Annotated in this window: 20 protein-coding genes and 5 pseudogenes; 8 read left to right on the forward strand and 17 right to left on the reverse strand. The window is 66.6% G+C overall.

The features are described 5' to 3' along the window. The first annotated feature begins 21 nt into the window (after nt 1-21). Both AC5Y5Z_RS05920 and secG read left to right on the forward strand, forming a co-directional pair. Nucleotides 22-1,095, forward strand: a complete 1,074-nt coding sequence (locus AC5Y5Z_RS05920) for a S1C family serine protease (protein WP_473139582.1) — start codon at nt 22-24, stop codon at nt 1,093-1,095. 54 nt (nt 1,096-1,149) lie between these two features. Then, on the forward strand, nt 1,150-1,383 hold the full coding sequence (secG, locus tag AC5Y5Z_RS05925; protein WP_085252171.1) for a preprotein translocase subunit SecG: 234 nt from the start codon (nt 1,150-1,152) through the stop codon (nt 1,381-1,383). Nucleotides 1,384-1,398: 15 nt separating this feature from the next. Here the strand turns inward: secG and AC5Y5Z_RS05930 are convergent, their stop codons facing one another. Together AC5Y5Z_RS05930 and AC5Y5Z_RS05935 are read right to left on the reverse strand one after the other, a co-directional pair. Continuing rightward, on the reverse strand, nt 1,399-2,694 hold the full coding sequence (locus AC5Y5Z_RS05930) for a putative bifunctional diguanylate cyclase/phosphodiesterase (protein WP_463825446.1): 1,296 nt from the start codon (nt 2,692-2,694) through the stop codon (nt 1,399-1,401). Further along, nucleotides 2,674-3,168: pseudogene (locus tag AC5Y5Z_RS05935) on the reverse strand (PAS domain-containing protein); the annotation flags it as partial. The pseudogene AC5Y5Z_RS05935 and the gene AC5Y5Z_RS05930, both read right to left, overlap by 21 nt. Nucleotides 3,169-3,448: 280 nt before the next feature. Here AC5Y5Z_RS05935 and AC5Y5Z_RS05940 point away from each other — a divergent pair. Then, a complete protein-coding gene (locus AC5Y5Z_RS05940) occupies nt 3,449-4,975 on the forward strand; it encodes a hypothetical protein (RefSeq protein WP_499923885.1) in 1,527 nt (508 codons plus the stop codon). 96 nt (nt 4,976-5,071) lie between these two features. Here the strand turns inward: AC5Y5Z_RS05940 and tpiA are convergent, their stop codons facing one another. From tpiA to gap, 3 genes are read right to left on the reverse strand one after another with little or no spacing between them, the layout of a single operon-like run. After that, the gene (gene tpiA / locus AC5Y5Z_RS05945; protein WP_499923886.1) at nt 5,072-5,857 is read right to left on the reverse strand and encodes a triose-phosphate isomerase; all 786 of its coding nucleotides are present in this window, start codon (nt 5,855-5,857) and stop codon (nt 5,072-5,074) included. Beyond that, nucleotides 5,854-7,089, reverse strand: coding sequence for a phosphoglycerate kinase (locus AC5Y5Z_RS05950; protein ID WP_499923887.1), 1,236 nt, complete (start codon nt 7,087-7,089; stop codon nt 5,854-5,856). The genes tpiA and AC5Y5Z_RS05950 overlap by 4 nt, the downstream gene beginning before the upstream one ends. 2 nt (nt 7,090-7,091) lie before the next feature. After that, nucleotides 7,092-8,111, reverse strand: coding sequence for a type I glyceraldehyde-3-phosphate dehydrogenase (gap, locus tag AC5Y5Z_RS05955; RefSeq protein ID WP_463825054.1), 1,020 nt, complete (start codon nt 8,109-8,111; stop codon nt 7,092-7,094). A 354-nt stretch (nt 8,112-8,465) separates the two neighbouring features. Between gap and AC5Y5Z_RS05960 the strand changes: the two are divergent. Next, nucleotides 8,466-8,609, forward strand: a pseudogene (locus AC5Y5Z_RS05960) (hypothetical protein); the annotation flags it as partial. 174 nt (nt 8,610-8,783) lie between these two features. After that, a pseudogene (locus tag AC5Y5Z_RS05965) lies at nt 8,784-9,299 on the forward strand (beta-xylosidase); the annotation flags it as partial. A gap of 177 nt (nt 9,300-9,476) precedes the next feature. Here AC5Y5Z_RS05965 and AC5Y5Z_RS05970 read toward each other — a convergent pair. The 7 genes and pseudogenes from AC5Y5Z_RS05970 to AC5Y5Z_RS06000 all read right to left on the reverse strand — a co-directional run. Further along, nucleotides 9,477-9,599, reverse strand: a pseudogene (locus tag AC5Y5Z_RS05970) (hypothetical protein); the annotation flags it as partial. A gap of 73 nt (nt 9,600-9,672) precedes the next feature. Next, nucleotides 9,673-9,897, reverse strand: a complete 225-nt coding sequence (locus tag AC5Y5Z_RS05975; protein ID WP_499923889.1) for a hypothetical protein — start codon at nt 9,895-9,897, stop codon at nt 9,673-9,675. Nucleotides 9,898-10,004: 107 nt separating this feature from the next. Beyond that, nucleotides 10,005-11,423, reverse strand: coding sequence for a phytoene desaturase family protein (locus tag AC5Y5Z_RS05980; RefSeq protein WP_499923891.1), 1,419 nt, complete (start codon nt 11,421-11,423; stop codon nt 10,005-10,007). Then, nucleotides 11,420-13,162 carry a DUF3556 domain-containing protein gene (locus AC5Y5Z_RS05985; RefSeq protein WP_499923896.1) on the reverse strand — a complete coding sequence of 581 codons (1,743 nt, stop codon included), beginning with the start codon at nt 13,160-13,162 and terminating at the stop codon, nt 11,420-11,422. The genes AC5Y5Z_RS05980 and AC5Y5Z_RS05985 overlap by 4 nt, the downstream gene beginning before the upstream one ends. A gap of 85 nt (nt 13,163-13,247) precedes the next feature. Next, complete coding sequence (locus tag AC5Y5Z_RS05990; protein ID WP_499923900.1) at nt 13,248-13,550, reverse strand: hypothetical protein; 303 nt, start codon at nt 13,548-13,550, stop codon at nt 13,248-13,250. Between the two features lie 202 nt (nt 13,551-13,752). Continuing rightward, the gene (locus AC5Y5Z_RS05995) at nt 13,753-14,982 is read right to left on the reverse strand and encodes a PucR family transcriptional regulator (protein WP_463825445.1); all 1,230 of its coding nucleotides are present in this window, start codon (nt 14,980-14,982) and stop codon (nt 13,753-13,755) included. Nucleotides 14,983-15,078: 96 nt separating this feature from the next. After that, nucleotides 15,079-15,843, reverse strand: a complete 765-nt coding sequence (locus tag AC5Y5Z_RS06000) for an SDR family NAD(P)-dependent oxidoreductase (RefSeq protein ID WP_499923902.1) — start codon at nt 15,841-15,843, stop codon at nt 15,079-15,081. A gap of 166 nt (nt 15,844-16,009) precedes the next feature. On the opposite strand from AC5Y5Z_RS06000, the gene AC5Y5Z_RS06005 reads away from it, so the two are divergent. The 3 genes from AC5Y5Z_RS06005 to AC5Y5Z_RS06015 are packed head-to-tail and all read left to right on the forward strand — an operon-like array spanning nt 16,010 to nt 19,671. Then, the gene (locus tag AC5Y5Z_RS06005) at nt 16,010-16,765 is read left to right on the forward strand and encodes a 1-acyl-sn-glycerol-3-phosphate acyltransferase (RefSeq protein ID WP_463825444.1); all 756 of its coding nucleotides are present in this window, start codon (nt 16,010-16,012) and stop codon (nt 16,763-16,765) included. A gap of 3 nt (nt 16,766-16,768) precedes the next feature. Continuing rightward, the gene (gene fadD12, locus AC5Y5Z_RS06010) at nt 16,769-18,400 is read left to right on the forward strand and encodes an acyl-CoA ligase FadD12 (protein WP_499923903.1); all 1,632 of its coding nucleotides are present in this window, start codon (nt 16,769-16,771) and stop codon (nt 18,398-18,400) included. Further along, entirely contained in the window at nt 18,397-19,671 is a 1,275-nt protein-coding gene (locus AC5Y5Z_RS06015; RefSeq protein ID WP_499923904.1) for an alpha/beta hydrolase fold domain-containing protein, read from the forward strand. Before fadD12 ends, AC5Y5Z_RS06015 begins: the two co-directional genes overlap by 4 nt. Nucleotides 19,672-19,675: 4 nt before the next feature. Here AC5Y5Z_RS06015 and AC5Y5Z_RS06020 read toward each other — a convergent pair whose 3' ends face one another. The 5 genes and pseudogenes from AC5Y5Z_RS06020 to uvrC all read right to left on the reverse strand — a co-directional run bounded on the left by AC5Y5Z_RS06020 (nt 19,676) and on the right by uvrC (nt 25,995). After that, nucleotides 19,676-21,061, reverse strand: coding sequence for a WS/DGAT/MGAT family O-acyltransferase (locus tag AC5Y5Z_RS06020; RefSeq protein ID WP_463825045.1), 1,386 nt, complete (start codon nt 21,059-21,061; stop codon nt 19,676-19,678). A 64-nt stretch (nt 21,062-21,125) separates the two neighbouring features. Further along, a complete protein-coding gene (whiA, locus tag AC5Y5Z_RS06025; protein ID WP_463825044.1) occupies nt 21,126-22,103 on the reverse strand; it encodes a DNA-binding protein WhiA in 978 nt (325 codons plus the stop codon). Next, nucleotides 22,100-23,150, reverse strand: a pseudogene (yvcK, locus tag AC5Y5Z_RS06030) (uridine diphosphate-N-acetylglucosamine-binding protein YvcK). Before yvcK ends, whiA begins: the two are co-directional and overlap by 4 nt. 8 nt (nt 23,151-23,158) lie before the next feature. Beyond that, nucleotides 23,159-24,043, reverse strand: coding sequence for an RNase adapter RapZ (gene rapZ, locus AC5Y5Z_RS06035; protein ID WP_463825043.1), 885 nt, complete (start codon nt 24,041-24,043; stop codon nt 23,159-23,161). After that, nucleotides 24,040-25,995 carry an excinuclease ABC subunit UvrC gene (gene uvrC, locus AC5Y5Z_RS06040; RefSeq protein ID WP_463825042.1) on the reverse strand — a complete coding sequence of 652 codons (1,956 nt, stop codon included), beginning with the start codon at nt 25,993-25,995 and terminating at the stop codon, nt 24,040-24,042. Before uvrC ends, rapZ begins: the two co-directional genes overlap by 4 nt. Between the last annotated feature and the right edge of the window lie 16 nt (nt 25,996-26,011).

Below are 26,011 nucleotides of genomic sequence, written 5' to 3' on the forward strand. Positions count from 1 at the left end.
GCCCCTATCGAAGGACTCCACATGTTTTTCCCGAATGGCTGTCACGTGCCTGCGTCGCCGGGGTCGCGGATTCGCCGCCACCTCCTGGTCTTTGCCTTCGTCCTGTTCCTCGCCGGATTCGGCGTCGGCGCGCCGGAGGCATCGGCGGGACTGCTCGACGGGGTGAAGACGGCACCGAGCCTGGTCGTCGACACCACGCGGGTGGAGCCAGGGGTGGTGCGCATCGACACCGCCATCCCGTTCGAACGTGCGACGGGAACCGGCACGGGCATCGTGCTGAGTCCGGACGGCATCGTGCTGACCAACAACCATGTCATCCGCGGCGCCACCGACATCACTGTCACCGATATCGGCAACGGCCAGGCCTACCCTGCTGACGTGCTCGGGTACGACCGCAAGAGCGACATCGCCGTCCTGCAACTCCGCGGCGCGGCGGACTTACCCGTCGCCCCTACCGCCGACTCGGCGAGTGTGCGCGTGGGCGACCCGGTGACCGCCGTCGGATTCCCCGAGGGCGGCGGACTGTCGCCCGCGGGCGGCGCTGTCCAAGCGCTGGGCCAGAGCATTGTCGCCACCGACCAGAGCACCGGCAGCACCGAGCAGCTGTCCGATCTGATCGCGTTCGGCGCCAACGTTCGTCCCGGGAATTCGGGTGGGCCGCTGGTCGACAACAGCGGCCGCGTCGTCGGGATCGTCACCGCCGCTTCGGAGACCTACCGAATGGTCAGTACCGGAGGCTTCGCCATCCCGCTGAATCGGGCGTTGACCATCGCGGACGCCATCCGATCCGGCACCCCGAGCGGTTCGGTGCACGTCGGTCCGACGGCCATCCTGGGCGTCGGCGTCAGCAACGACGGCGGCTCCGGAGGTGTCCCGGTGCAGGGTGTCCTGCGCGGCTCGCCTGCCGAGGCGGCGGGGCTGGCGGGCGGCGACGTCATCACCGCGATCGACGGCACGCGGGTCCCGGACGGGACCGTGCTCACCGATGTGCTCGACCGGCACCGTCCCGATGACGTGGTGATGGTGACTTACCTCGACCGAGAGCGGATCACCCGCACCGTGCCCGTCACCCTGGCGGCCGGTCCGCCGAACTGAGCCTTGCGACTGCCGGTCCCGGGTCTTCGTGTCAGGTTAGGTAGGCTCCCCGGTATGGAATTGGCCCTGCAGATCACTCTGGTGGTCACCAGCGTGCTCGTGGTGTTGCTGGTGCTGCTGCACCGCGCCAAGGGCGGCGGCCTGTCGACACTGTTCGGCGGGGGTGTGCAGTCCAGCTTGTCCGGGTCCACGGTGGTCGAGAAGAACCTGGACCGGTTGACGCTGTTCATCACCGGTATCTGGCTGGTGTCCATCGTCGGTATGGCGTTGTTGATCAAATACAAGTGACGCTCGGGTAGACGGCTACTGCTTGAACAGTTCGGCGGCAGACATCGGCTTCGCGAAATGCCAGCCCTGCGCTGCGTCGCAGCCGAAGGCGCGCAGCCGTGCGGCCTGACTGGCGGTCTCGACCTGCTCGGCAGTGACGCTGAGGCCCAGAGTATGGGCCAGATCGATCATTGCTCGGGTGATCTGCTCGTCGGCCAGCCGGCCCTGGATATTGCCCCCGAGATTCTTGATGAACTCGCCCGCGAGTTTGACTATGTCGACCGGCAGATTGCGCAGGTAGGCCAGGCTGGAGAAGCCGGTGCCGAAATCGTCGATCGCGATCGCGACGCCCATCGCCGACAGCTGCTGCAGCCTGGTGATCGACGTCTCGTCCTTGCCCAGGATCGCGTTCTCAGTGAGCTCCAGGTGCAGCGAGTGCGGCGGCAGACCCGACCCGGCCAACCCGTTCTTGATGACCGAGATGAAACCGGAGTCGCAGATGTTGCGGACGGAGACGTTCACGCCGACGAACGGCGGCGGGTCGGCCGTCGCGTTCAGGCGCCAATCCTGCAGGTCACGGAAAGCCTGCTCGATCACGAAAGTGGTGAGCGGAACGATCATCCCGTTGCGCTCGGCCAGGCTGATGAAGCGCTCTGGAAGCAGGGTGCCCAGCGTCGGGTGCGCCCAGCGGAGTAACGCCTCGGCGCCGATGATGCAGTTGTCGGCGAGCCGCACGATCGGCTGGTAGAGGACGAAGAACTCGCCTCGTTCCAGCGCCTTCGAGATCGGGGTGTTGTCGTGGTCGCGATCGTAGAGGGCCCACCGGTTGCGGCCGGCTTGCTTGGCGCGGGCCAGCGTGATGTCGGCCCCTTTCATCAGGTCGACCTGGGACATCTCGGCGACTTCTTGTTCCATCACCCCTACGCTGGCCGAGATGCTGATCGAATGCCCGTCGATGTCGAAGGGCGATTCGAGGACACGCAGCACCGAGTCGGCGAGGTCGGTGACTTCGTTGGCGCCGCCCGGTTGCGGGACGAAGAAGACGAACTCATCGCCACCCAACCGGGCGACCATCTGGTCGGGCCGCTGCAGGCACAACGCCAACCGGTCGGCCACCCGGACGAGGACCTTGTCACCGATGTCGTGGCCGAGCGTGTCGTTGACGTCTTTGAAGCAGTCGAGGTCGATGTAGCAAATGCCGACGCGCGACTGCGGATCTTCGAATGCCGCGTCGAGACGCTCGAAGAACTGCGTCCGATTCGGCAGTCCGGTCAGCGGGTCGTAGAGGGCTTGATGACGCAATTGCTGTTCCAGCTCGTGCCGATCGGTCACGTCCTCGAACAACGCGAGGGTGTGAATGGGTACGCCATTCGCATCTCGGATCAGCGAGACGTTGACACTGTTCCAGATGGTGCGTCCGTCGCGGTGCAGGTGCGGTTTCTCCAAACTGACCCGGTCGACGTCACCTCGCATCAGCGCGCCGTACTGCTCCCACACCTCCGACGTGTCGTCGGGGTGGTTGAGATCGGTGATGTGCAGTTTGATGAATTCTTCGACCTCGTAGCCGAACATGCGCGCGAACGCGGCATTGACCACCAGGATCTTGCCGGACATATCGGAAAGACCGACACCGATGCCCGACTGCGCGAATACCGCGCGCAACAATTCCGCGTCCCGCCCACTCGCGCCGCCGGCGAGCATCGACGCAATCACGCCGTCCTCGTCCGTTGCCTCCTGAGCGGCCTCCGCCGGCACGCCGCTCACGTCGCGCATTCCGCTCATGTCGTCGCGACCCTCCCTCCCCATCACGACCAAGCTCGGCTCTCGACCCCTACCGCGACCCGACCCCGCGGCGGGACAAATCCCGATCGCAACCTACTACTATTCAACAGCTGTTAGCAGCGACAGCTAACTCTCGCACGGAAGGACCGAAAAAGGGCGCACGGGGCGCAGGTAATTCCCCGGGACCGTCGACCGAATCGGGTTGCGAGCGCTGACGGGTGTTGGGCGAGCGTATAATTAGCGCGACTTCGGAAAGGCTCGTGGACCCAGAACGCCTTCGCGATCAGTAATGGATGGCCTTGCAATGAAACACGTGATGCAACTGCGGGATGCGCGACAAGAGGCGGTGCGTCGGCACCCCTTTTTCGCGTGGTTGTCCAGCGACAGAGTGCCGGCGCAGGATCAGCTTGCCATCGGACCGGCCGGCGCCCTGTTCATCATGCAATTTCGCGACATGAACCGCTGGGTATTGCGGTTCCCCGAACCACACACCGAGTACGAATGGGTGATCAATCTCGGCACGCTCGAAGACGAGAAGCACTCCAAGATGTTCCTGGACGACTGGCGCAAGCTCGATCTCGATGCCCGACTGGGCTGGCGCACCAGTGACACCCTGTGGTGGTTGTTCCTGTCCCCGGACCAGGAACCGTTCCGCCGCAGCGGAATTGATTTCATCCGGCTTGTTGTCGACGACGGTGACGACGCGTTCATCCGGTTCGGTCACTCGGAGGCCGGTGAAGCCACCGGCCACGTCATGCTCAGCAATACCGCCCGCGTCGCGGCCAGGCTATCCAGCCAGACCGGGCTCGAATACAGCTATTTCGGCCCCTACCACCTTGACCTGGAATCCGGTCACGTCGGCAACACCGAAGGCGTATTCGAGACCGTCGAGCTCGACCCGGCGCGTCGCGAGCGCGCAGCAGAGGCCTGCCAGCGGATGTTCGGCATTTTCGATCGCATCTTCGACGGATTTCTGCACTACGCCAACACCTATCTGGAGTCCGGCACCGTCCCGCGCCGTCCGCCACTGCAGAGTGTGGCGCGCGACGATTGGACGGCCCCCGCCCTGGTGGTCGACCCGAACGACGATCACGACAGCGAGATGCTGCGCTATCTCGAGGAGCGCAAGGACAGGTTGCGCGCGCACCCCTTCTACGAATGGCTGCGCAGCGACGATCGAAGCGCTGCGGACAAACTTCGTCAGTTCATCCCGATGTGGGTGATGGACATCCTCGGTTACCGCGACCTGACCAAGTACGCCGTGACATTTCCCGAACCGGCGACCCCCGAACAGGAAGCGGTCAACGCATGGGCCTCGCGGCTCTCCGAACACAGCGGGTTATTCCTGTCCGACTGGGATGCGCTCGGCCTCGACGACGTGCTGGACCATAGCGGTAGCCGGGCGCTGGAGTGGCTCTTCTTCGATGCCGACATGGATTTGCATCGGGAGAACATGATCGAGTTCGCCAAAATCGCACTGCGGCACGATGATCCGGTGCTGCGGTGGTGGATGTTGGTGGCCCTGGAATCCACCGGCGAAGAATTCTTCGCCCAGACGAAGCCGCTCGCCCTGGCCGCGGAGGCCGAAACCGGGGGCCGGCTGGACTATCTGGCCGGTCGGCACGACCCGCCGATCGCCCCGGCCGCCGATCGTGTCCACATCAGCGCGCCGGCGCCGTTGTCCGCCGAGCAGTTGCAGCTTGCCAAATCGATTGCGGCGCATGTGTTCGACTCGATGGAGCGGCAATTGTGGCGATCGTACGCGATCGTCCGGGCCGGAAAATACGTCGGCTTGGCCACAATAGCCCCAGCCGTCACCGTCCAAGGATAGCGATCCCGGTGCCCGCCTCATAGCGACTTGCCCACGCAGGCGCGACTTTTCGGGCACACCGCACGTGCCGATCTACGGCAGTGGACCTCCGGCGAGCTACGGCAATGGCCCCCCGGCGGCGATCGCTGCGAGCGTGGCGAACTGTTCCCCGTCCAGCGACGCGCCGCCGACCAGTCCCCCGTCGATGTCCTGCTGCGCGACCAGGTCGCCGACGTTCTTGGCGTTCACCGACCCGCCGTAGAGCACCCGCACCGATTCGGCGATCTGTTTAGACGCCAGCTGGCCGAGCTCCACGCGAATCGCCGCGCATACCTCTTGCGCATCGGCGGAACTGGCGACCCGCCCGGTGCCGATCGCCCACACCGGTTCGTAGGCGATGACGACCTTTTCGATCTGTTCGGCAGACAACCCGGCCAGCGAGCCGCGCAGCTGTTCGACGTTGTGCGACACGTGATTTCCGGCCTCACGAACCTCGAGGTGCTCGCCGATGCAGACGATCGGGGTGAGCTCGTGCTTCAACGCGGCAGCGGCTTTGGCGGCCACCAGCGCGTCGTCCTCGTCGTGGTAGGTGCGCCGCTCGGAGTGTCCGACGACGACAAAGCTGCAACCCAGCTTGGCCAGAAAGGCTCCGCTGATCTCCCCGGTGTAGGCGCCGGAGTCGTGTTGCGACAGGTCCTGGGCACCATAGGTGAGCCGCAACTTGTCGCCGTCGACCAGGGTCTGCACGCTGCGCAGGTCGGTGAACGGTGGGATGACGGTTACGTCGACCTTGTCGAAGTACTTGTCCGGCAACGCGAATGCGATCTTCTGAACCAGCGCGATCGCCTCGAAGTGGTTGAGGTTCATCTTCCAGTTGCCGGCGATCAGCGGCTTGCGGCTCACGAGTCTGCTCCTGGTTGCTCACTTGTCAGCACTTCGATGCCCGGAAGCGACTTGCCTTCCAGGTATTCCAGCGACGCGCCGCCGCCGGTGGAGATGTGCGAGAAGGCGTCCTCCGGAATCTTCAACGCCCGCACCGCCGCTGCGGAGTCACCCCCGCCGACCACGCTGAAACCGCCTTTCTTGGTCGCGGTGACGATGGCCTCGGCGACCCCGCGGGTGCCCTCGGCATAGGCGGGAAACTCGAATACGCCCATCGGACCGTTCCAGAACACGGTCTTGGCATTGGAGAGCAGCGTGGTGAACCTCTTCACCGAACCGGGTCCGATGTCCAGGCCGATCAGGTCGTCGGGAATCTCGTCGGCCGCCACGGTCTGCGGCGGCGAGTCGGCATCGAACTTCTCGGTCGCCACGATGTCGACGGGCAGGCGCAGGACGTCGTGGTAGGTCTCCAACAGGTTCTTGCAGGTGTCCACCATCTCTTCTTCGAGCAGCGACTTACCCACCGAATATCCTTGTGCGGCAAGGAATGTGAAGCACATGCCGCCACCGATGACGATGCTGTCGGCTTTGGTCGCCAGCGACTCGATGACACCGAGCTTGTCCGAGACCTTCGATCCGCCCAGCACCACCGCGTAGGGCCGCTCGGTGGAACTGGTCAACTGTTCGAGCACCTCGATCTCGTCGGCGACCAGTTTGCCCGCGTAGTGCGGCAGCAGCGTGGCGACGTCGTACACCGAGGCTTGCTTGCGGTGCACCACTCCGAAGCCGTCCGAGACGAAAGCGCCTCCCGGCGAGACCAGTTCGGCGAGCTGCTTGGCCAGCGCGCGGCGTTCGTCATCGTCCTTGCTGGTCTCGCGCTTGTCGAAACGGATGTTCTCCAGCAGCAGGATGTCACCGTCGGTGAGACCCTCGGCCCGGGCCAGTGCGTCACTGCCGACGACATCCCCGGCCAATTGCACGTGCCGGCCCAGTTGCTCGCCCAACGCTTCGGCGACCGGCGCCAGCGAGTACTTCGGGTCGAGTCCGTCCTTCGGGCGCCCCAGATGAGCGGTGACCACCACTTTGGCGCCGGCGTCGAGTAGCGCCTTCAACGTCGGCACCGACGCGGTGATCCGGCCGGGATCGGTGATGGTGCCGTCATCGTCGAGCGGGACGTTCAGGTCGGAGCGGACCAGCACACCGCGGCCCGAAACACCTTCGGCGAGAAGGTCTTCGAGTGTCGGGACGCTCATGGTTAGAGCGACTTGCCGACGAGTTCGACCAGGTCGACGAGGCGGTTGGAGTAGCCCCATTCGTTGTCGTACCAGGACACCACCTTGGCCTGATTGTCGATGACCTTCGTCAGGCCCGAGTCATAGATCGAGCTGTGCGGGTCGGTGACGATGTCGGACGACACGATCGGCACGTCGTAGTACTTCAGGATGCCTTTGAGCGGCCCGTCGGCGGCGGCCTTGAACGCAGCGTTGATCTCGTCGGCGGTGGCCGACTTCTTCAGCTCTGCGGTGAGGTCGGTGACCGATCCGGTCGGGATCGGAACCCGCAGGGCATACCCGTCGAGCTTGCCCTTGAGTTCGGGGAGCACCAGGCCGATGGCTTTGGCGGCGCCGGTGGACGTGGGCACGATGTTGAGCGCGGCAGCCCGCGCCCGGCGCAGGTCCTTGTGCGGGCCGTCTTGCAGGTTCTGGTCCTGGGTGTAGGCGTGGATGGTGGTCATCAGGCCCTTGACGATGCCGAACTCGTCGTTGAGCACCTTGGCCAGCGGCCCGAGGCAGTTGGTGGTGCAGGAGGCGTTGGAGATGATGTTCTGGCTGCCGTCGTATTTGTCGTCGTTGACGCCCAACACGATGGTGATGTCCTCGTCGGTGGCCGGCGCGGAGATGATCACCTTCTTGGCCCCGGCGTCGAGGTGGCCCTTGGCTTTGGCGGCGTTGGTGAAGATGCCGGTGGACTCGACCACGACGTCGACACCCAGGTCTCCCCAGGGCAGCGCGGACGGGCCTTCCTTGATCGCGAGGGCTTTGATCTCGTCCTTGCCGACGACGATGGTGTCGTCGCCGTCGAGGCTGACGTCGGCGGGCAGGCGGCCCAGGATCGAGTCGAACTTCAGCAGGTGAGCCAGCGTGGCGTTGTCGGTGAGATCGTTGACAGCCACCACCTCGATGTCGGCCTTGCCAAGGTCGCGCTGGGTCAACAGGGCGCGGTAGAAGTTGCGTCCGATGCGACCGAACCCGTTGATGCCTACTCGGACCGTCACGTGTCTCTCCTCGTCTTGGTTCGTGTCCGCTGATAAGCGCTCGTCGTCAGCCTAGAGCAGTGCGGACGGCATCGCTGTGGCTGGTAAGAGTGCCGGCCGCCGGCGGCGCGTTGTTGTGATGCCGCTCACCGGGGCGGGACCGGGCGAATCCCTACCGATAAATAACGGACCAGTCTCCATTCAGTAGGTAAGTCCTAGCGAACGTCACCATTTGGAAACGACGCGGTGCGGCGCGTCATGCGCCACACAACAGCACCCAACAATTGCGCCGGTGTACAAGAAGGACTCGGGTTGGCCGTGCGGCCTGCTTGCGTCCACAGAAACTTATGAGCGTGATTAAAGGAGTTGACGTTGATGACGATCTTTGATCGATTCAACTTCAAGGCATTTGTCGCCGGTGCCGGGTTGCTGGGTGCCGCGGTATCGCTGAGTCCGGCCGCGGCTGCCGTACCGCTGATCACCGGTGGCGGCCACGCGTGCATTCAGGGCATGTCGGGGATGGCCGACGGTGCGGGAGCACCCGCGGGGGCGGCTGCCCTATCGGCATGCTGTGCATACGGCGGAGCGGGCGGCGCGGGTGCGCCAGCCCCCACCGGTGCGGGAGGCGCTGCCGGCGGCCCCGGGGGTGCACCAGCACCTGCCGGCGCCGCACCTGCGTGCTGTGCGTACGACGGCGGCGGCGCGGGCGGCGCGGGTGCTGGGGGCGGGTCGACACCGGGCGGGCCGGGGACCGCCGGGGGACCCGCAGCACCAGCGATGTGCGGCCCGGCCAGCGCGGCAGTCACTGACATGGCCGGTGTCCCGGTGGTGGTACCTGGGCCGGTGCCGATCGGCGCACCGATCCCGGTCGCGGCGCCCATCCCGGTGGGAGCCCCCGTACCCATCGGAGCCCCCGTGCCCATCGGCGCACCCGTGCCCATCGGCGCACCCGTGCCCATCGGCGCACCCGTGCCCATCGGCGCACCCGTCCCGATCGGCGCACCCGTCCCGATCGGCGCACCGGTTCCGGTCGGAGCACCGGTCATCGCAGCGGGTACTCCGCTGATCGCGCTCGGGCCAGAAGGTGCCGGGCTGCCGGCCGCGCCGATCACCGACATGTCCCGGACCGGGAAAGGCGACCCGTCGCGTCCGGCTCCCACCGGTGGGCCAGTACCGGGTCAGCCATTTGCACCCGGTCCGACCGGGTGAACCAGACGGCTGGACCGTTTCAGTGATCCGCTATTTCGGGTGACCTGAATATCAATGTTCCATGCGCTGAATAGCGCGCAGAATATTGCCGTGCGCCTGCCAAATAATGCATTGCCGGCAGGCGTTATTCACAACGCTCAACACCTTATTCCGTGACTTGCTGAAAAGTCGTCCAGCTGGCACGTCTTTAGGTTGGAAGGGTGTGTACCACCACCAGTCGGCGCGTTCGCCGAGGGGTCCTTGGCAGGGTGGGACATCCGGTGGTGGTGTGGTGGGGGGTCGGGCCAGTGATCCGGGTGCGGCCGGTATTGACGTCGTGGAGGTCACCCGCGCGGTCAAGTCCACCCGGCGGCTCAGAGGCAAGTCTGGTCCACTAGATGCCTACAGCGCCGCCCGCACTGCGCTGGCCGGCGACGGGCTCGCCATCCCGAAGGACGATGCGACCAGTGGGTTGCGAGCTCTGCACATCGCCCGCCGCTCGGCGGTCAAACATCGCACCGCGGTGATCAATCAGCTCAAGGCGATGCTGGTATCGGCGCCCCGAGAACATCACCGTCACTGCGGCGGCCAACCACTTCGGCGTCTGGCCCACCGTCATCTCCCGCATCGAACGGGGTCTACAACGCGACGACACCCTCGCCGACCAATACAGAAACTGGCTCAAAGCCGCTTGACACCAATAGCAGCATCAACCCGGCCGCCGAACTAACCGCGCCGCAGCCAGCGCAACCCGGCTTCGGCGGCGTGATACCCACACAGCCCGTGTATCCCGGCGCCGGGCGGGGCGGACTGCGAGCACAGGTAGACACCCGGCACGCCGATCGCATAGGGATCCACCGCGATCCGCGGCCGGAACAGGATCTGCAACCGGTCGTTCGCGCCACCGATGATGTCACCGCCGATCAGGCTGGGGTTGCGGGCCTGCAGCTCGCTGGTGCTGGTGGAAACGGTCGAGATGATGCGATCGCGGAAACCGGGTGCGAACCGTTCGATCTGGTCGACGATGGCGGCGGTCGCGTCGCCGGTATAGCCGAACGGGACATGGGCGTAGGCGTAGATCGGGTTGATGTTGCCGGCTGAACGGGACGGGTCGGCCAGGTACTGCTGCCCGAGTAGCACAAACGGCCGCTGCGCCATCTTCCCTTGCGCCCGTTGCAATTCGGTGTCAGCGATCTCCGCAAAACTGCCACCCAGGTGCACGGTGCCCGCCCGCCCACAGTCGGGATTGGTCCAGGGGATGTCACCCTCGATCGCGAAGTCGACCTTGAACGCAGACGAACCCGCGCGGAACCGCCGATAGGACCGCCTGATCCGCGTCGGCATCGCATCGCCGTAGAGCTCGAGCACCTGGGCGGGGCTCAGGTTGAGCATGACGAGGTCGGCAGTCGGGATGTCGCGGCGGCTGGTGACGGTGACGCCGGTGGTGATGCGCCCACCGTGCGCCTGCAGCGCCGCACCCAGCGCACGGGTGATCGACCCGGACCCGCCTTCGGCGACCGGCCACCCGTATCGGTGGCCACTGGCCAGGATCATCAACCCCAGCGACGCGGTCAGCGGCCGATCCAACCGGGTATAGGCATGGGCGGCCGCGCCGCCGTACAGGGCGCGGGCCTGGTCGGTGCGGAACCAGCTCGCTACCGCGGCGGCCGGCAGCACCGCGCGCGGACCGAACAGCGCCAGGCGCAGCGGATGGTGCGGAAGGGCCAGCACCGGTCGCAGCAGATCCTCGGCCAGGTCGTCGAACCCCTTCGCCAGCCCGCCGACCGCCGCCTGCCATCGTCGGCGATCGGCCCCAAGTCCTTTGGCGGTCTTGGTGATCGACTGATACAACAAGCCGGCGGTGCCGTCGTCGAGGGGATGCGCGCAATCGATCTCCGGCCATTTCCACGACAGGCCGTAGCTGTCGAGTCCGATCTCCTTCCAGAACGGTGATCCGACGCCGAGCGGGTGAAACGCCGAGCAGTGGTCGTGAATGACGCCGGGCACCGTCAACTCACCCGAGCGGACTCCCCCGCCGATGGTGTCGTCGGCCTCCAGCACGTGCACATCGAGGCCCTGGCGGGCGAGGTGGATGGCGGCGGCCAATCCGTTGGGCCCGGCGCCGACGACGACCGCGGTCGTCATGCGCCGGCTGCGGTGGTCACGTGGACCGGGAAGTGGTCGCCCGGCTCCGGCCAGGGCTGACGGGTCAGCATTTCCGCGACGTCGACATAACCGGCTTCGATGAGGCCGGTTTTGGCGTCGAAGATGCGGTACCACTGCTTCTGATGCTGGATCGGCTGGCCTTCGAGGACAATGACCCGAACATCACCCTCGGCGAAGTTGCACCTGCGCTGCACCGCCTCGAGCAGTTGCTCGTTGTGCAGGTGCCCTTCGCCGAAGTTCCACCCGACCAGCGGTCCGGCCACGATCTCACCCTCGCGGATCTTGTAGTCGGCTTCGTCTTCGATCGCGCGGGGCAGCAATCCGTTCAGCGCGCGGCCGTGGGTGTGCATCGCACGAAACGCGGCGGTCTTGTCGGCCATGATCTCCGCGGTAGCCGGGTCGTACAGCTTGGCCAGCTGATTGATAACCAACGCAGAGCTTTTCACCACATCGGTTTCGATCTTGTCCTCGGCGCCGGAACGGAAGCACCACACGCTGGTGGCCCAGTTTCCCGCGTAGTAGCGCATGCCGGGCAGGAACGAAATCTTCGCCGGGAAGAGGTTTCCCGCGACGGCGACCGCGGCCGCCGCCAACACCAGGGCCAACAGCAGCGGCGACCGCAGGTCGATCGCGCGGATCGAACCGTAGTGCCCGAACAGATAGAACAGCGAAAAGATGAAAAAGACGTTCCACTCCAACGGAACTCCCATCGGGAGGTTGGACAGGATGTTGAGGTGGAAGATGACCATGAATCCGATCAGGAACCACCGCCACGGCTGATCGCCGGCGACGAACACCAGAATGGTGGGCACCACGAACTCCGCGGTGGTGCCCCCGACGTGGGCCATCAGCTTCGGTATCAGGGTGGGCCGCAGATCGTCGAGGTGGTCGCGGTACATCTTGCGTTTGAGCGGGGTGAACAACGCGCTGCGCAGCAACGCGTTGTTGCTCGTCATCACCGAAACCACATAGGGGAAGTGATGATTGAGCTTGGAGGTGGCCGCGCCCCACCACAGCAGCAACATGATGAGCTTGTAGGCCGCGACCTGATCGGCGAACGGGAAGAAGAACACGAAGAGTTTGAGCCAATAGTGTTCGCCGCGGGCCGCCAGGAACACCGTCTTGTCACGCAAGCCCAGCAACGCCAGAGCCACGATGATCGGGACCACCAGCAGTGGATCGAGCAGGCCGACGTCGCCGGCGGAGGTGACCGGACCGCCCCCGGGCGCCAACAGCGCCCACCCGCAGCTGAGCAACACCACCGCGTAGAGCGCGACGTCGACGATGCTGCGAGAATCGCCCCGGGTGAAGGGGACCTTGTCCCCCCAGGGTGGCAGCCGAATTGTCCTGGGGCGCAACCAGTACAGGACCCCGCCGATCGGCGGGGTGAAGCGACCGGTCAGCGGACCCGACCCGCACCCCAAACCGAGCACCTCGAACAGCAGCGTGAAGACGATCAGCTTCTGATAGACGATCGGCTGCGTCCACCAGGTCGAAATGTCGCCGAGGGAACCCAGGCCGGGGGTCAACGAGATGATTGCCGCGGGAGCGGCGAGGTAGAGCGCAATTTTCAGCAGATAGATCAGGTACACCGCGTACGGTGTGCCGAAGCCGTTCTCCGCCCAGTGCCGGGTCACGACCTGCAGGCGCGTGGCCCGCGGCAAACTCGACCAGGTGTCGCGATCGACATCCGGTAGGTCTGGTGACATGAACCCCATGACGGCCCCCGTTCCCGCTGCTGACTCCAGCGAGACCAAATGTATCGGGCCGGGCCCTGGCAGCGGAGCGCCACCCGCGGGCCGATCAGAAGGACTTTTCGGTCCCCGGCGGCGCGAAACGACGGCGCAGATTCGCGATCATCACCTCGACAGCCTGACGTTCCTGCTGCTCGAGTCGCAGCAGGTCGCGGAAGCCGATCACGTTCTCGATGTCACCGGCGGCCTGCGAAAAGGCGATCGCGGCCCGGCACTTCTCGATCCGGTGGTCGACGCGCTGCAGGTTCAGCTTGAGCAGCGCCATGAAGTATTCGGCCTGGCGGCGGTCCCCGGCCACGGCTTCGGCGGCGTAGCGGGGAACACCGGCACCGGTCGGCGGTTTCGGTTGCATGAATTTACTTCTCGGATAACGCTTCTCGTTGCCATCCGGTGTTGGCGGGGGCGGACACCGCGATCGGGGACCGCCCGTGACAGCGGCATGCCGGGCAGTGCGGTGACGTCCATAGGTGAACGATAACGTTCCTAATTTGCCGATACCATGTGCCGCGGCGCCGAAGCTCACCGCCGGCTTTGTGCGCTGCGCACGAACACCGTCAGGCCGTAGGCGTGACCGCGCGCGGCACGACCGGACCCATCCACCGGCGGACCTCCAGCGCCAGCTGTACCTTGAACACCGCGTCGGGATCGTCGAAGTTCTGCCCGCAACGTTCCATCGCCTGCACCACCCGATATTGAATAGTGTTGCGGTGCAGCATCATTGCTTCGGCAGTGGCGACATAACTGCGGTTGCGGGCCAGGAACTGCCGCAGCGTCTCCCGCAGCCAGCGATTGCGCTCGTCGTGCACATCGAGGTCGCCCAGCGTGTCGGCGACGAACCGCCGCAGCTCCTCGGGGTCGCCGGCCATCAGCGCAACCGGCGCGACATCGGCATAGAACACCACCCGGTGGCGGGGGTGGTCGCCACCGGCAAGGGCTACCGCCTTGGCGCGTTCGGCCTGTTTCAACGAGGCACGAAAACCGTCCAGCCCCTGTTCGACCCGGCCGAACGCCAATCGTGCGTCCAATCCGGCCGAGGTGCAGGCCGCGCGCACCCGCTGCGGATCCACGACCGTCGCGTCCCGGCCCGCCGACGGCGAAAACCACAGCCGCGCTTCGCGCTCGTCGGTCGGGACCATCAGCGACCGCCCCACCGCCCGCAGCTCCCCCGCCAGCAGCGCCGCTGTCTTCTCGAACAGCGCCGCGACGTCACGCGCGGAGGTGGTGTCGTCCGCCCACAACACCGCGGCGACGTGCGGCCCGTCCAGCTGATAGCCCAGCACCGTTTCGGCACGTTGGACGTCGATCGGCGCCCCGGCGAGCAGGTCGGTGACCCACTGTTGTTGCAGGCCGCTGCGCCGGCTGACCCAGCGGTCGTGTTCCTGTTCGTAGGCCATGATCAGCTGGTCGCCGATCACGTCGACAAAGCGCGAACAGCGGCTCACCAGCTCGATCATCGCCGGCACCCGCTGTGCGGCGGACAACAGCGACACGAACGGCATTGCCTGCTGCAGGAATCGCGCATGTCCGATCCGATGGGCCCGAACCAGCGCCGACAACGGGATGTCTCGCTGAGCCGCCGCCCGTGCGTAGGCCAATCCCGCGGCCGGGGCCTCCAGGAACGGTTCCGGTGGATCCCGCTCCAGATAGTGAATGCCCGCCACCACGTGCTCGGTGAGGCTGCTCCGCCACAACGACAGCATCCGGCTGTCGTAGTTGAGGCCCTGAATGTCCTTCTTCATCGCCGCGAACACCTCGGTGATGAATTCATCGCGAATGGCACTCATCTGCCGGGCGATCACCGCAAGCTGACCGCGGGCCTCGGCTTCGGGCTGGGCCACCTCTGGGATCCTTCCGCAGAGCGAAGCCGTCCTGCAACACCCTCAGGTGGCGAGCATGCCGCCTTCGACCGGCAGCGTGACACCGGTGATATAGCTACTGGCGTCGCTGGCGAGGAAAATCAGTGCAGCACTGAGCTCTTCGACCCGGCCGATGCGGCCGGCCAGGGTACGCGGGACCACGGTGCTCTCCAGATAGCCGGCCGGCAATTCGTCGGTCATCTCCGACTCGAAGAACCCCGGTGCCAGCGCGTTGACCCGAATGCCCTTGCGCCCGGTCCACTGCTGGGCGAGATCGCGCGTCAGACCGATGACGCCGGCCTTCGACGCCGCATAGGCGGCCTGCGGCAGGCCCCCGGTGGTGAGCCCCAACACGCTGCTGATGTTCACGATCGAACTGCCGGGTTGCATGACCTGCGCACATGCCTGCGCCATCCAGTAGCAACCGTTCAGGTTCAGGTCGATGACCGACCGGAACTGCTCGGGTGTCTCGCGCAGCGCCGGGACGGCGGTTCCGACGCCGGCGTTGTTGACCAGGATGTCGACCCGCCCGAAACTTTCCACCGCCGCCCGGACCAGGTGCTGGCAATCGCCGGGGTCGGTCACGTCGGTGCGCACGGCGACGGCCCGGCGGCCCGCCGCCTCCACCAGTTCCCGGGTGCGGGCCATGCGTTCCTCGCGCCGCGCGCCGAGCACCACGTCGGCTCCCGCTTGTGCCAGGGCGGCGGCGAACCCGACGCCCAGGCCACTGGACGCGCCGGTGACGATCGCGACGCGGTCGTCGAGTCGGAAGCTGTCGAGGATGGCCATCGGGAGTCCCTTCGGGTGAGCTCTGTCGCGTTGCAGCATATGTAGGCACCCGCCGCAGTGCGTCGAGGGTTCGGATCGACGGTCGAGGCTGCTCGCTACGATCAAGGAACTCGTCGGCAAAGGAGCCTCAGTGAGCGAAGACGACATCGGCAAATTCGACCCCGGCATGACCCAGCGGATGATCTCGGTGCTGCGCCCGATGTTGAAGACGTACTTCCGTAGCGAGGTGCACGGACTGGACGGGTTCCCGCCGGGCGGCGCGCTGGTGGTCGCCAACCACTCGGGTGGTCAGTTCCCCATGGACGTGCCGATCTTCAGCGTCGACTTCTACGACAAGTTCGGCTATGACCGGCCGGTGCTGACCCTGAGCCACGACATCTTGTTCATGGGGCCGACCGCGGACTTCTTCCGAAAGACCGGCTACATCCGGGCCAACCGGGAGAACGCCGCCAAAGCACTGCGCTCCGGCGGCGTGGTGGTGGTGTTCCCCGGCGGCGACTACGACGCCTACCGGCCGACGGCCGCGGAGAACGTCATCGACTTCAACGGCCGAAAAGGCTACGTCAGCACCGCGATCGAAGCCGGCGTACCCATCGTGCCCATGGTCTCCATCGGTGGCCAGGAAACCCAGCTCTACCTGACCCGCGGCACCTGGCTGGCACAGCGGCTGGGCCTGAAACGGTTGCTGCGCAGCGACATCCTGCCGCTGTCCATCGGGTTCCCGTTCGGGCTGACCAGTCCGATTCCGCCGAATCTGCCGCTGCCTTCCAAGATCGTCACCCAGGTGCTCGCACCGATCGACATCGTCGCGGAATTCGGTGCCGACCCCGACGTCGATGCCGTCGACGAACACGTCCGCTCGGTGATGCAGGCCGGCCTGAACGAACTCGCCGCCAAGCGCCGCTTCCCGATCCTGGGCTGAGCCATGGCATCTCGCGTCGAAGACATTCTCGGAGTCATCCGCACCATGCGGCGTGCCGGCTTGATCGCGCCGCTGCGCCCCGACCGCTACGTGAAAATGATCGCGGCCATGCGCCGCGAAGGCATGGGCATGACAACAGGTTTCGCCGGAGCACCGCAGCGCTGCCCGGACCGTCCCGCCCTGATCGACGAACTGGGCACGCTGACCTGGCGTGAGCTCGACGAGCGGATCAACGCCCTGGGTGCTGCCCTGCAGCAGTTGCCTTCCGGCGCACCGAAGGTGGTCGGCGTGATGTGCCGCAACCATCGCGGCTTCATCGAAGCGGTGGTGGGCGCCAACCGGATCGGTGCCGATATCCTGTTGCTCAACACATCATTCGCCGGTCCGGCCCTGGCCGAAGTGGTGAACCGCGAGAACGTCGACACGGTGATCTACGACGAGGAGTTCACCGACACCGTCGAGCGCGCGCTGGCCGACCGGCCCGATGCCACCCGAATCCTGGCCTGGACCGACTCCGCTGAGCCGGGCCGGCACAAGGTCGAGGAACTGATCACCGCGCACGCCGGCCAGCGGCCGCAGCGCGGTGCGGCCAAGGGCAACATCATCCTGCTCACCTCCGGTACCACCGGAACACCCAAGGGCGCCAAGCAATCTGGCGGCAACGCCGGAATAGGTACGCTCAAGGCGATCCTGGACCGCACCCCGTGGCGGGCCGAGGAAACGATCGTGATCGTCGCGCCCATGTTCCACGCCTGGGGTTTCTCGCAGCTGATCTTCGCCGCATCGATGGCCTGCACCATCGTCACCCGGCGCAAATTCGACCCGGAAGCGACGCTGGACCTGATCGACCGCTACCAGGCGACCGGCCTGGCGGTGGTACCGGTGATGTTCGACCGGATCATGGACCTGCCCGACGAGGTGCGCAACCGCTACAGCGGGAAATCGCTGCGGTTCGCCGCGGCCTCGGGTTCACGGATGCGTCCCGACGTCGTGATCTCGTTCATGGACCAGTTCGGCGACGTGATCTACAACAACTACAACGCCACTGAGGCCGGCATGATCGCCACCGCGACGCCCGAGGACCTGCGCGCGGCCCCCGACACCGCGGGCAAGCCGGCGGGTGGTACCTCGATCCGCATCCTGGACAAGGACTTTCACGAATTGCCCACCGGTGAGACCGGGACCGTCTACGTGCACAACGACACTCAGTTCGACGGTTACACCGAGGGGTCGAAGCAGAAGGATTTCCACGCCGGCTACATGTCGTCGGGTGACGTCGGCTACCTCGACGAGAACGGCCGGCTGTTCGTGGTGGGCCGCGACGACGAGATGATCGTCTCCGGCGGGGAGAACATCTATCCGATCGAAGTGGAGAAGACGCTGGCATCCCATCCCGAAGTCGCCGAAGCGTCGGTGATCGGCGTGGACGACGAACAGTACGGCCAGCGATTGGCGGCTTTCGTGGTCCTGACACCCGGCGCCCGTGCCACCGACGAGACCCTCAAACAGCATGTCCGGGACAACCTGGCCAATTACAAGGTGCCTCGCGAGATCACGGTCCTCGATGAATTGCCGCGCGGCAGCACCGGCAAGATCCTGCGCAACGAACTCAAGGCCCGGGTGAGCGACTCATGAACCTGCGCCCACTGCTCAGGCAGTTGCGCCGGCCGCGGCCGCTGACCCGTGCCGCGGTGGAATTCGTCAACGCCGCCAACGGATTACGGCCGATCACCCGCAACTCGTGGGCAGCCCCGACGGTGTTCTGGTTCGGCTGGCCCACCTCCGAGGTGCCGGCGCTGTATGCGGGGGTGTCCGTGCTGGACGCGGTGCGCCGCGGGCGGCGCGGTGACTTCGCCGGCCCCAAGGGCAAGGTGGCGCTGGCGCTGACCGGCGCGGCGTGGGCGATGCTCGGGGTAATCGGCTACCGCGGCCTGGTCACCCCCGGCCCGGTGCTGGAGTCGGCGCTGACCGATCAACTCGGTCCCGACTACACCGAAGAATTGCAGGAATTGCCCACCCAGCCCACGCAATCCGGTCGGCGCAACCCGCCGCTGCGCACCACGATGGCACGCCGGCGTTTCGTCGACAAAGAGAACATCGTGTCCTACGGTCCGCACGGTCGCGCCAACCGGGCCGACATCTGGCGTCGGCGCGATCTGGACCGGGACGGCAAAGCGCCGGTGCTGCTGCAGGTGCCGGGCGGCGCCTGGATGATCGGGATGCGCCGTCCGCAGGCGTATCCGCTGATGGCGCATCTGGTTTCGCGCGGCTGGGTATGTGTGTCGATGGGTTACCGCGTATCCCCGGTGCACACCTGGCCGGACCACATCGTCGACGTCAAACGCGCGCTGGCCTGGGTGAAAAAGAACATCGCAGCCTACGGTGGGGACCCGAATTTCGTTGCGATCAGCGGTGGTTCGGCCGGCGGTCACCTCTCGGCGCTGGCTGCGCTGACACCCAACGACCCCAAGTTCCAGCCGGGTTTCGAAGACGCCGACACCTCGGTGGTGGCCGCCGTGCCGTTCTACGGTCGCTACGACTGGTTCTCCACCGACGCGCCGGGGCGCGCGGAATTCGTCGAGATCCTGGCCCGAATGGTGGTCAAGAAGAAGTTCAGCACGCACCGCGATATCTACGTCGACGCCTCCCCGGTCAGCTACGTGGGACCCGACGCGCCACCGTTCTTCGTGCTGCACGGCGAGGATGATTCGCTGATCCCGGTGGAAGAGGCCCGCGAGTTCGTCGACGAACTGCGCGCGGTGTCGAAGTCGCCGGTCGCCTACGCCGAATTACCGAACGCGCAGCACGCTTTCGACATCTTCGGCTCGCCGCGGGCACACAAGTCGGCCGACGCGGTGGCCCGGTTCCTGTCCTGGGTCTACGTGACGAACCCGCCGAGCACATAGCGCACTACAGCGCTTCGGCGGCGCGCTCCAACTCCTTGAGCGCCGGCTCGATGGCTCGGGCCATGTCGTCGATGTCGTTGGCGACCTCCGGTGTGGTCACGAAACCGAAGTCGAGGCACTGGTCGTAGGAGAAGCAGGTGATGTTGAGCGCCACGTCCATCACCGGTGGGCCGAGCGGAACCAGCGACTCCAACTTGGCGCCGGCCATGTACAGCGGGACCGACGGGCCGGGGACGTTGGAGACGACCATGTTGATCGGCGCGAAGTTGCGCGACAACCCGCTGACCGTGTAGGCGCGGGCGGCCAACTGCAGCAGCCCGGGCGGCGTGGTCTCGGTGAGCCCCATGATCTGGTGCGCGGACAGAGCTTTGGCCATTTCCTTTGCGTTGCGGGTACTTTCGTGGATCGCCAGCAGCCGCTCGCCCGGGTCGTCGATGTCGGTGGCCAGCGACGCCGTCATCGAACTGATCTGGTTGCCGATGTTGGATTTGGACTCGTCGGTGCGGGTGGACACCGGGATCTGGGCGATCAGCGGCTTGTACGGCAACTCGTCGCGCTTGAGCAGGTACTCGCGCGCCGCCCCCGCGACCAGCGCGAGCACCACATCGTTGAGCTTGACCCCGAACGCATCCTTGACGGCCTTGGCCCGCTTCAACTCCACGCGCGCGCCGGTGATGCGCCGGTGCGGCGACACGGGGGCATTGAACCGGGTCTTGGGCGCCTCGAAATAGCGGGGCGGCTTGCCGGCGACACCGAGCGCCGCGATCTGTTGGCGGACCGTCTGTTCCAGCAGTCTGGTGATGCGAAACGGTGTCTTGACGGCCACGTTGATCAGCGCACCGATCGCGCGCCGCTCCAGCCCGGGGATCTGGAAGCCGACGAAACCGACTGTTTCCTTCTGCGGGGGGCGCGGCTCGGGGGTGACGTCCAGCAGGATCTCGCCGAGCCCGGCGCCGGAAACCCCGTCAACGATGGCGTGATGCATCTTGGTCAGGGTCGCGATGCGGCCACCCTTAACGCCCTCGATGACCCACAGTTCCCACAGCGGACGCGAGCGGTCCAGCTTGTAGGACATCAGCCGGCCGACGAGTTCGTCGACCTCTTTGCGCCCGCCGGGGGCGGGAACGCCGATGCGTCGCACGTGGAAATCGATATCGAGTTCGTCGTCCTCGACGAACCACGGGCGGTCCAGGCCCAGCGGAGCGCCGGTCACCTTCCAGCGCAGCTGCGGAATCTCCGGCAACCGCTCGATCAGCAGTTCGCGCAGCCGCTGGAAGCTGTAGTCGGGCGCGTCGGTGGGGTCGCAGATTGCCAGCGCACCGACGTGCATGTGCCAGCCTGCGGTTTCCGCGGACCAGAACGCCGCATCAACACTAGAGAGCCGTTGCATTCCCCGACCGTAGCGTCCGTCCACCCAGCGAAGCCAGCAACCCGGAGAATCTCACAGCCCGGTGTTACGCGTCCTCCAGCAGATCGGGGGTCACCGCCGACTCGGTGTCGGGAATGCCGTCCACCTTCGCCTTCCGATCGGCCATCGACAGCAACCGCCGAATACGGCCTGCCACAGCATCTTTGGTCATCGGCGGGTCGGCGAGCCGACCCAACTCCTCCAGCGAGGCCTGGCGGTGCTCCACCCGCAGCCGGCCCGCCGTGGCCAGATGTTCGGGCACGGTGTCGGCGAGAATCTCCAGGGCCCGTTCCACCCGCGCCGCCGCAGCCACCGCCGCGCGCGCCGACCGGCGCAGGTTCGCGTCGTCGAAGTTGGCCAGCCGGTTGGCCGTGGCCCGGACCTCGCGGCGCATCCTGCGCTCCTCCCAGACCTGCCGGCTGTCCTGGGCGCCCATCCGGGTCAGCAGCGCGCCGATCGCCTCGCCGTCGCGCACCACCACCCGGTCGGCGCCACGCACCTCGCGCGCCTTGGCGCTGACCCCGAGTCGGCGCGCCGCACCGACGAGCGCGAGCGCCGCCTCCGGGCCCGGGCAGCTGACCTCCAGCGCCGAGGACCGGCCCGGCTCGGTCAGCGAGCCGTGCGCCAAAAAAGCTCCCCGCCAAGCGGCTTCGGCGTCGCCGACGCTGCCGCCGACGACCTGCGCCGGCAGGCCGCGCACCGGACGCCCGCGCATGTCGAGCAGGCCGGTCTGGCGGGCCAGCGCCTCGCCATCACTGGCGACCCGCAGCACATAGCGGGTGTTCTTGCGAATTCCACTGGCCGACAACACGTGCACCACCGCGTTGTAGCCGTACAGGTCGAAGATGTCCTTGCGCAGCCGGCGCGCGATGCTGCTCAGATCCACCTCGGCTTCGACGACCACCCGCCCGGACACGATCTGCAACCCGCCGGCAAACCTGAGCAGCGAGGTGACCTCCGCGCGGCGCGCACTGACCGACTTGACCACCAGACGGCTCAGTTCGTCCTTGACTTCGGTCGTCATCGCCACGCGTCGTCACCCCTTGGTTCGTTCCCGACGGCCACCGTCGATCGGTATCTCTTCGGTAGCCGTCACCGCGGGCTCCCCTGAGCCCCCAGGACGAGCACTGCCACGTTGCCGCACCCCGTCCAGGACCGCCGCCAGCTTGCCCGGGTCATGTAAAGGTGTACCAGGTCGGGCCACGTCGGCGAAGTGGACCTCCGCCTGCAGCAGCGTTGCGGTGCGGCGCAGTTGGTCGCGTTCGCGATCGCTCGGCACCCGGTCGGTGTCGATGATGATGTCGTCCACCGTGAAGTCCGGCGCGTGCTGGACCAACACATGAAGGTGGCGTTCCACCGAGAAGCCGGCCGTCTCCCCCGGCTCGGCCACCAGATTGAGCACCAGCGCCTTGCGCGCGGTGGTGGCCCGCAACGCAGTGCGCAGACCGGGCACCAGCACATGCGGGATCACACTGGTGAACCACGAGCCCGGCCCCAGCACCACCTGGTCGGCGGCCATGATCGCGTCGACGGCCTGCCGGGTGGCCGGCGGGTCGGCGGGCAGCAACCGTACCCGGCGCACCGTGCCCGGCGTGGTGGCGATGGCGACCTGCCCCCGGATCAACCGGAACATGCGCGGATCGGACTCCAGCCCGGACACGTCGGCCTCGATCTGCAGGGCGATCGGGCACATCGGCAGCACCCGCCCCTTGACACCCAGGATGTGCCCGACCTCGTCGAGTGCCGCGACCGGATCGGCCAGCACCTCGGACAGGCCCGCCAGCAACAGGTTGCCGATCGGATGCCCGGCCAGCGCTCCCGTGCCACCGAACCGGTGCTGCATGACGGTCGCCCAGAGCCGCCCGTGCGGACTGTCAGATGCCAAGGCCGCCAACGCCATTCGCAGATCACCGGGGGGCACCACGTCGAGTTCCCCGCGCAGCCGGCCCGACGAGCCGCCGTCGTCGGCGACGGTCACGATGGCGGTGACGTACGGCGTCAGCCGGCGCGCGGCCGACAGCGTCGCATGCAGGCCGTGCCCGCCGCCCATCGCGACGATGCTCTGGCTCACCGAGGAATTCATTCGCGGCCCAGATCCCGGTGCAACGCCCGCACCGTGAGCAGCGGATCCGACCCCAGCAGTTCCATCAACGTCTCTGCGATCGCGACGCTGCGGTGCTTACCGCCGGTGCAGCCGACCGCGACGGTCATGTAGCGCTTGCCTTCCCGCCGGTACCCGTCGACCACCAGGGCCAGCAACCGGTGGTAGGTCTGCAGAAAATCCGCCGCGCCGGGCTGACTCAGGACGTAGTCGCGCACCGCGCTGTGCTGGCCGGTGAGCGGACGCAGCTCGTCGACCCAGTGCGGGTTCGGCAGGAAACGAACGTCCATCACCATGTCGGCGTCCATCGGCAGGCCGTATTTGAAGCCGAACGATTCCACGGTGACGCTGGTGGTTGCGGCGGCGGTGCTGCCGAACGCGCGCTCGATGGTCTCCCGCAGCCCGCGCACCGACAACGTCGAGGTGTCGATGATCAGGTCCGCCGTGGCCCGAACCGAAGCCAGCATCCGGCGTTCGGCGGCAATACCTTCGGCCAGGGTCTGCTCGCCCTGCAGCGGGTGGCTGCGGCGATTGTTCTCATAGCGGCGCACCAGCATGTCGTCGGAAGCCTCCATGAACACCACACGCGGGGTGATGTCGCGGGTGGCCAACTCGTTGCGCACCTCGTCCAGGTCACCGGTGAAGCCGCGCGACCGCACGTCCATCACCACCGCGAGCTGGGTGATCCGCGAGCCGGCGGCCAACCCGAAATCCACCATCCGGGTGATCAGCTGCGGCGGCAGATTGTCGGCCACATACCAGCCGAGATCCTCGAGCACCTTGGCGGCGGTGCCCCGTCCCGCGCCCGAGAGCCCGGTCACCAGCACGACGTCGATGCCGGCGGGGACCTCGTTGCCGGTCATTCGGTGACTCCCGTCGACTCGGGCCGCAGCGCGTCCAGCACGGCGGTGGCCGTGGCTACTCCGATGCCGGGGACGGCCGTGATCTGCTCGACGGTGGCCTCCTTGAGGCGGGCTATCGATCCGAAGTGGGTGACCAGCGCCTTGCGTCGGTGCTCACCCAGTCCGGGCACGGAATCCAGCGCCGACGCCGTCATCCGTTTGGATCTTTTGCTGCGATGGTAGGCGATGGCGAACCGGTGCGCTTCGTCGCGCACCCGCTGCAGCAGATACAGTCCCTCGCTGTTGCGCGGCATGATGATCGGGTCCGGTTCGGCCGGCACCCAGATCTCTTCCAGCCGTTTGGCCAGACCGATCACCGCGACGTCGGTGATGCCGAGCTCCTCGAGCACGGCACTGGCCGCGTTGACCTGGGGCGCGCCGCCGTCCACGACGTAGAGGTTGGGCGGGTAGGCGAATCGGCGCGATTTACCTTCCGGGGAAAGCAGATTCGGATCGCTCTGGTCGCTGAGATGACGCAGGAACCGGCGCCGGGTCACCTCGGCGATGGAGGCGACGTCATCCGACCGCCCCTCGCCCGCGGCCTCGCGAATCCCGAAGTGCCGGTAGTCCGATTTGCGCGGCAGACCGTCCTCGAAGACCACCAGCGAGCCGACGACGTCGGTGCCCTGCACGTGGCTGATGTCGACGCACTCGATGCGCAGCGGGGCGTCCGCCAACCCGAGTGACTCCTGAATGTTCTGCAGCGCAGCAGATCTGGCGTTGAAGTCGCCGGCGCGCTTCAGCTTGTGTTGCTGCAGAGCATCTTTGGCGTTGCGTTCCACGGTGTCGGCGAGCGCGCGTTTGTCACCACGCCGGGGCACCCGCAGTGCGACCTTCGCACCACGCAGACCGGACAGCCAGGCGACCAGCTCGTCGTGGTTGGCCGGCAGGCAGGGCACCAGCACTTCGCGGGGCACCGGGTTGACGGATTCGTCGGCCGCTTGGCTGGTTTCCAGACCCAGTTCGGCCTGATCGCCGTAGAACTGCGTGACGAACTGCTCGACCAGCTGCTCGGCGCCGGAATCCCCGGCTTCCGCGGATTTCTCCACGACCCAGCCGCGCTGGCCGCGGACCCGCCCGCCGCGCACGTGGAAAACCTGCACCGCGGCCTCGAGGTCGTCGTCGGCGAATGCCATCACGTCGGCGTCGGTGCCGTCGCCGAGTACCACGGCTTGCTTCTCCATCGCACGCTTGAGCGCACCGAGGTCGTCGCGCAGCCGCGCGGCCCGTTCGAAATCCAGCTGTTCGGACGCGGCGTGCATCTGCTGCTCCAGCTCGCGCGCGTAGCGGTCGGTCTTGCCGGACAGGAAGTCGCAGAAATCGAGCACGATCTGACGGTGCTGCTCGGCACTCACCCGGCCGACGCAGGGCGCCGAACATTTGTCGATGTAGCCGAGCAGGCAGGGCCGGTCGATCTGGCTGTGTCGCTTGAAGACTCCGCCCGAGCAGGTCCGCGCCGGGAAGACCCGGGTGAGCAGGTCCAGCGTCTCGCGGATGGCCCAGGCATGCGAATACGGTCCGAAATAGCGCACCCCCTTGCGCCGGGGCCCGCGGTACACCATCAACCGCGGGAACTCTTCGTTGAGGGTGACGGCCAGCACCGGGTAGGACTTGTCGTCGCGGTAGCGGACGTTGAAGCGCGGATCGAACTCCTTGATCCAGTTGTATTCCAGCTGCAGCGCCTCGACCTCGGTGTTCACCACCGTCCACTCGACCTTGGCGGCGGTGGTCACCATCTGCCGGGTGCGCGGGTGCAGGGCGGAGATGTCCTGGAAATACGACGTCAGCCGGCTGCGCAGGCTCTTGGCCTTGCCGACGTAGATGACGCGCCCGTGCGGATCCCGGAATCGGTACACGCCCGGCTCGACCGGGATAGACCCGGGAGCCGGACGGTAGGTGGCGGGATCTGGCACCAAACCAGGTTAGTGG

Source organism: Mycobacterium sp. NGS29 (genome assembly GCF_059812965.1).

Coding starts and splice junctions, on each gene's coding strand:
- AC5Y5Z_RS05975 (WP_499923889.1), bottom strand. CDS start 9,897: ATGACGGTGGGCCAGACGCCGAAGTGGTTGGCCGCCGCAGTGACGGTG.
- AC5Y5Z_RS06005 (WP_463825444.1), top strand. CDS start 16,010: ATGACCCAGCGGATGATCTCGGTGCTGCGCCCGATGTTGAAGACGTAC.
- AC5Y5Z_RS05920 (WP_473139582.1), top strand. CDS start 22: ATGTTTTTCCCGAATGGCTGTCACGTGCCTGCGTCGCCGGGGTCGCGG.
- AC5Y5Z_RS05995 (WP_463825445.1), bottom strand. CDS start 14,982: ATGAGTGCCATTCGCGATGAATTCATCACCGAGGTGTTCGCGGCGATG.
- fadD12 (WP_499923903.1), top strand. CDS start 16,769: ATGGCATCTCGCGTCGAAGACATTCTCGGAGTCATCCGCACCATGCGG.
- AC5Y5Z_RS06000 (WP_499923902.1), bottom strand. CDS start 15,843: ATGGCCATCCTCGACAGCTTCCGACTCGACGACCGCGTCGCGATCGTC.
- AC5Y5Z_RS05985 (WP_499923896.1), bottom strand. CDS start 13,162: ATGGGGTTCATGTCACCAGACCTACCGGATGTCGATCGCGACACCTGG.
- AC5Y5Z_RS05990 (WP_499923900.1), bottom strand. CDS start 13,550: ATGCAACCGAAACCGCCGACCGGTGCCGGTGTTCCCCGCTACGCCGCC.
- whiA (WP_463825044.1), bottom strand. CDS start 22,103: ATGACGACCGAAGTCAAGGACGAACTGAGCCGTCTGGTGGTCAAGTCG.
- AC5Y5Z_RS06015 (WP_499923904.1), top strand. CDS start 18,397: ATGAACCTGCGCCCACTGCTCAGGCAGTTGCGCCGGCCGCGGCCGCTG.
- AC5Y5Z_RS05950 (WP_499923887.1), bottom strand. CDS start 7,089: ATGAGCGTCCCGACACTCGAAGACCTTCTCGCCGAAGGTGTTTCGGGC.
- AC5Y5Z_RS05980 (WP_499923891.1), bottom strand. CDS start 11,423: ATGACGACCGCGGTCGTCGTCGGCGCCGGGCCCAACGGATTGGCCGCC.
- rapZ (WP_463825043.1), bottom strand. CDS start 24,043: ATGACCGGCAACGAGGTCCCCGCCGGCATCGACGTCGTGCTGGTGACC.
- AC5Y5Z_RS05940 (WP_499923885.1), top strand. CDS start 3,449: ATGAAACACGTGATGCAACTGCGGGATGCGCGACAAGAGGCGGTGCGT.
- AC5Y5Z_RS06020 (WP_463825045.1), bottom strand. CDS start 21,061: ATGCAACGGCTCTCTAGTGTTGATGCGGCGTTCTGGTCCGCGGAAACC.
- secG (WP_085252171.1), top strand. CDS start 1,150: ATGGAATTGGCCCTGCAGATCACTCTGGTGGTCACCAGCGTGCTCGTG.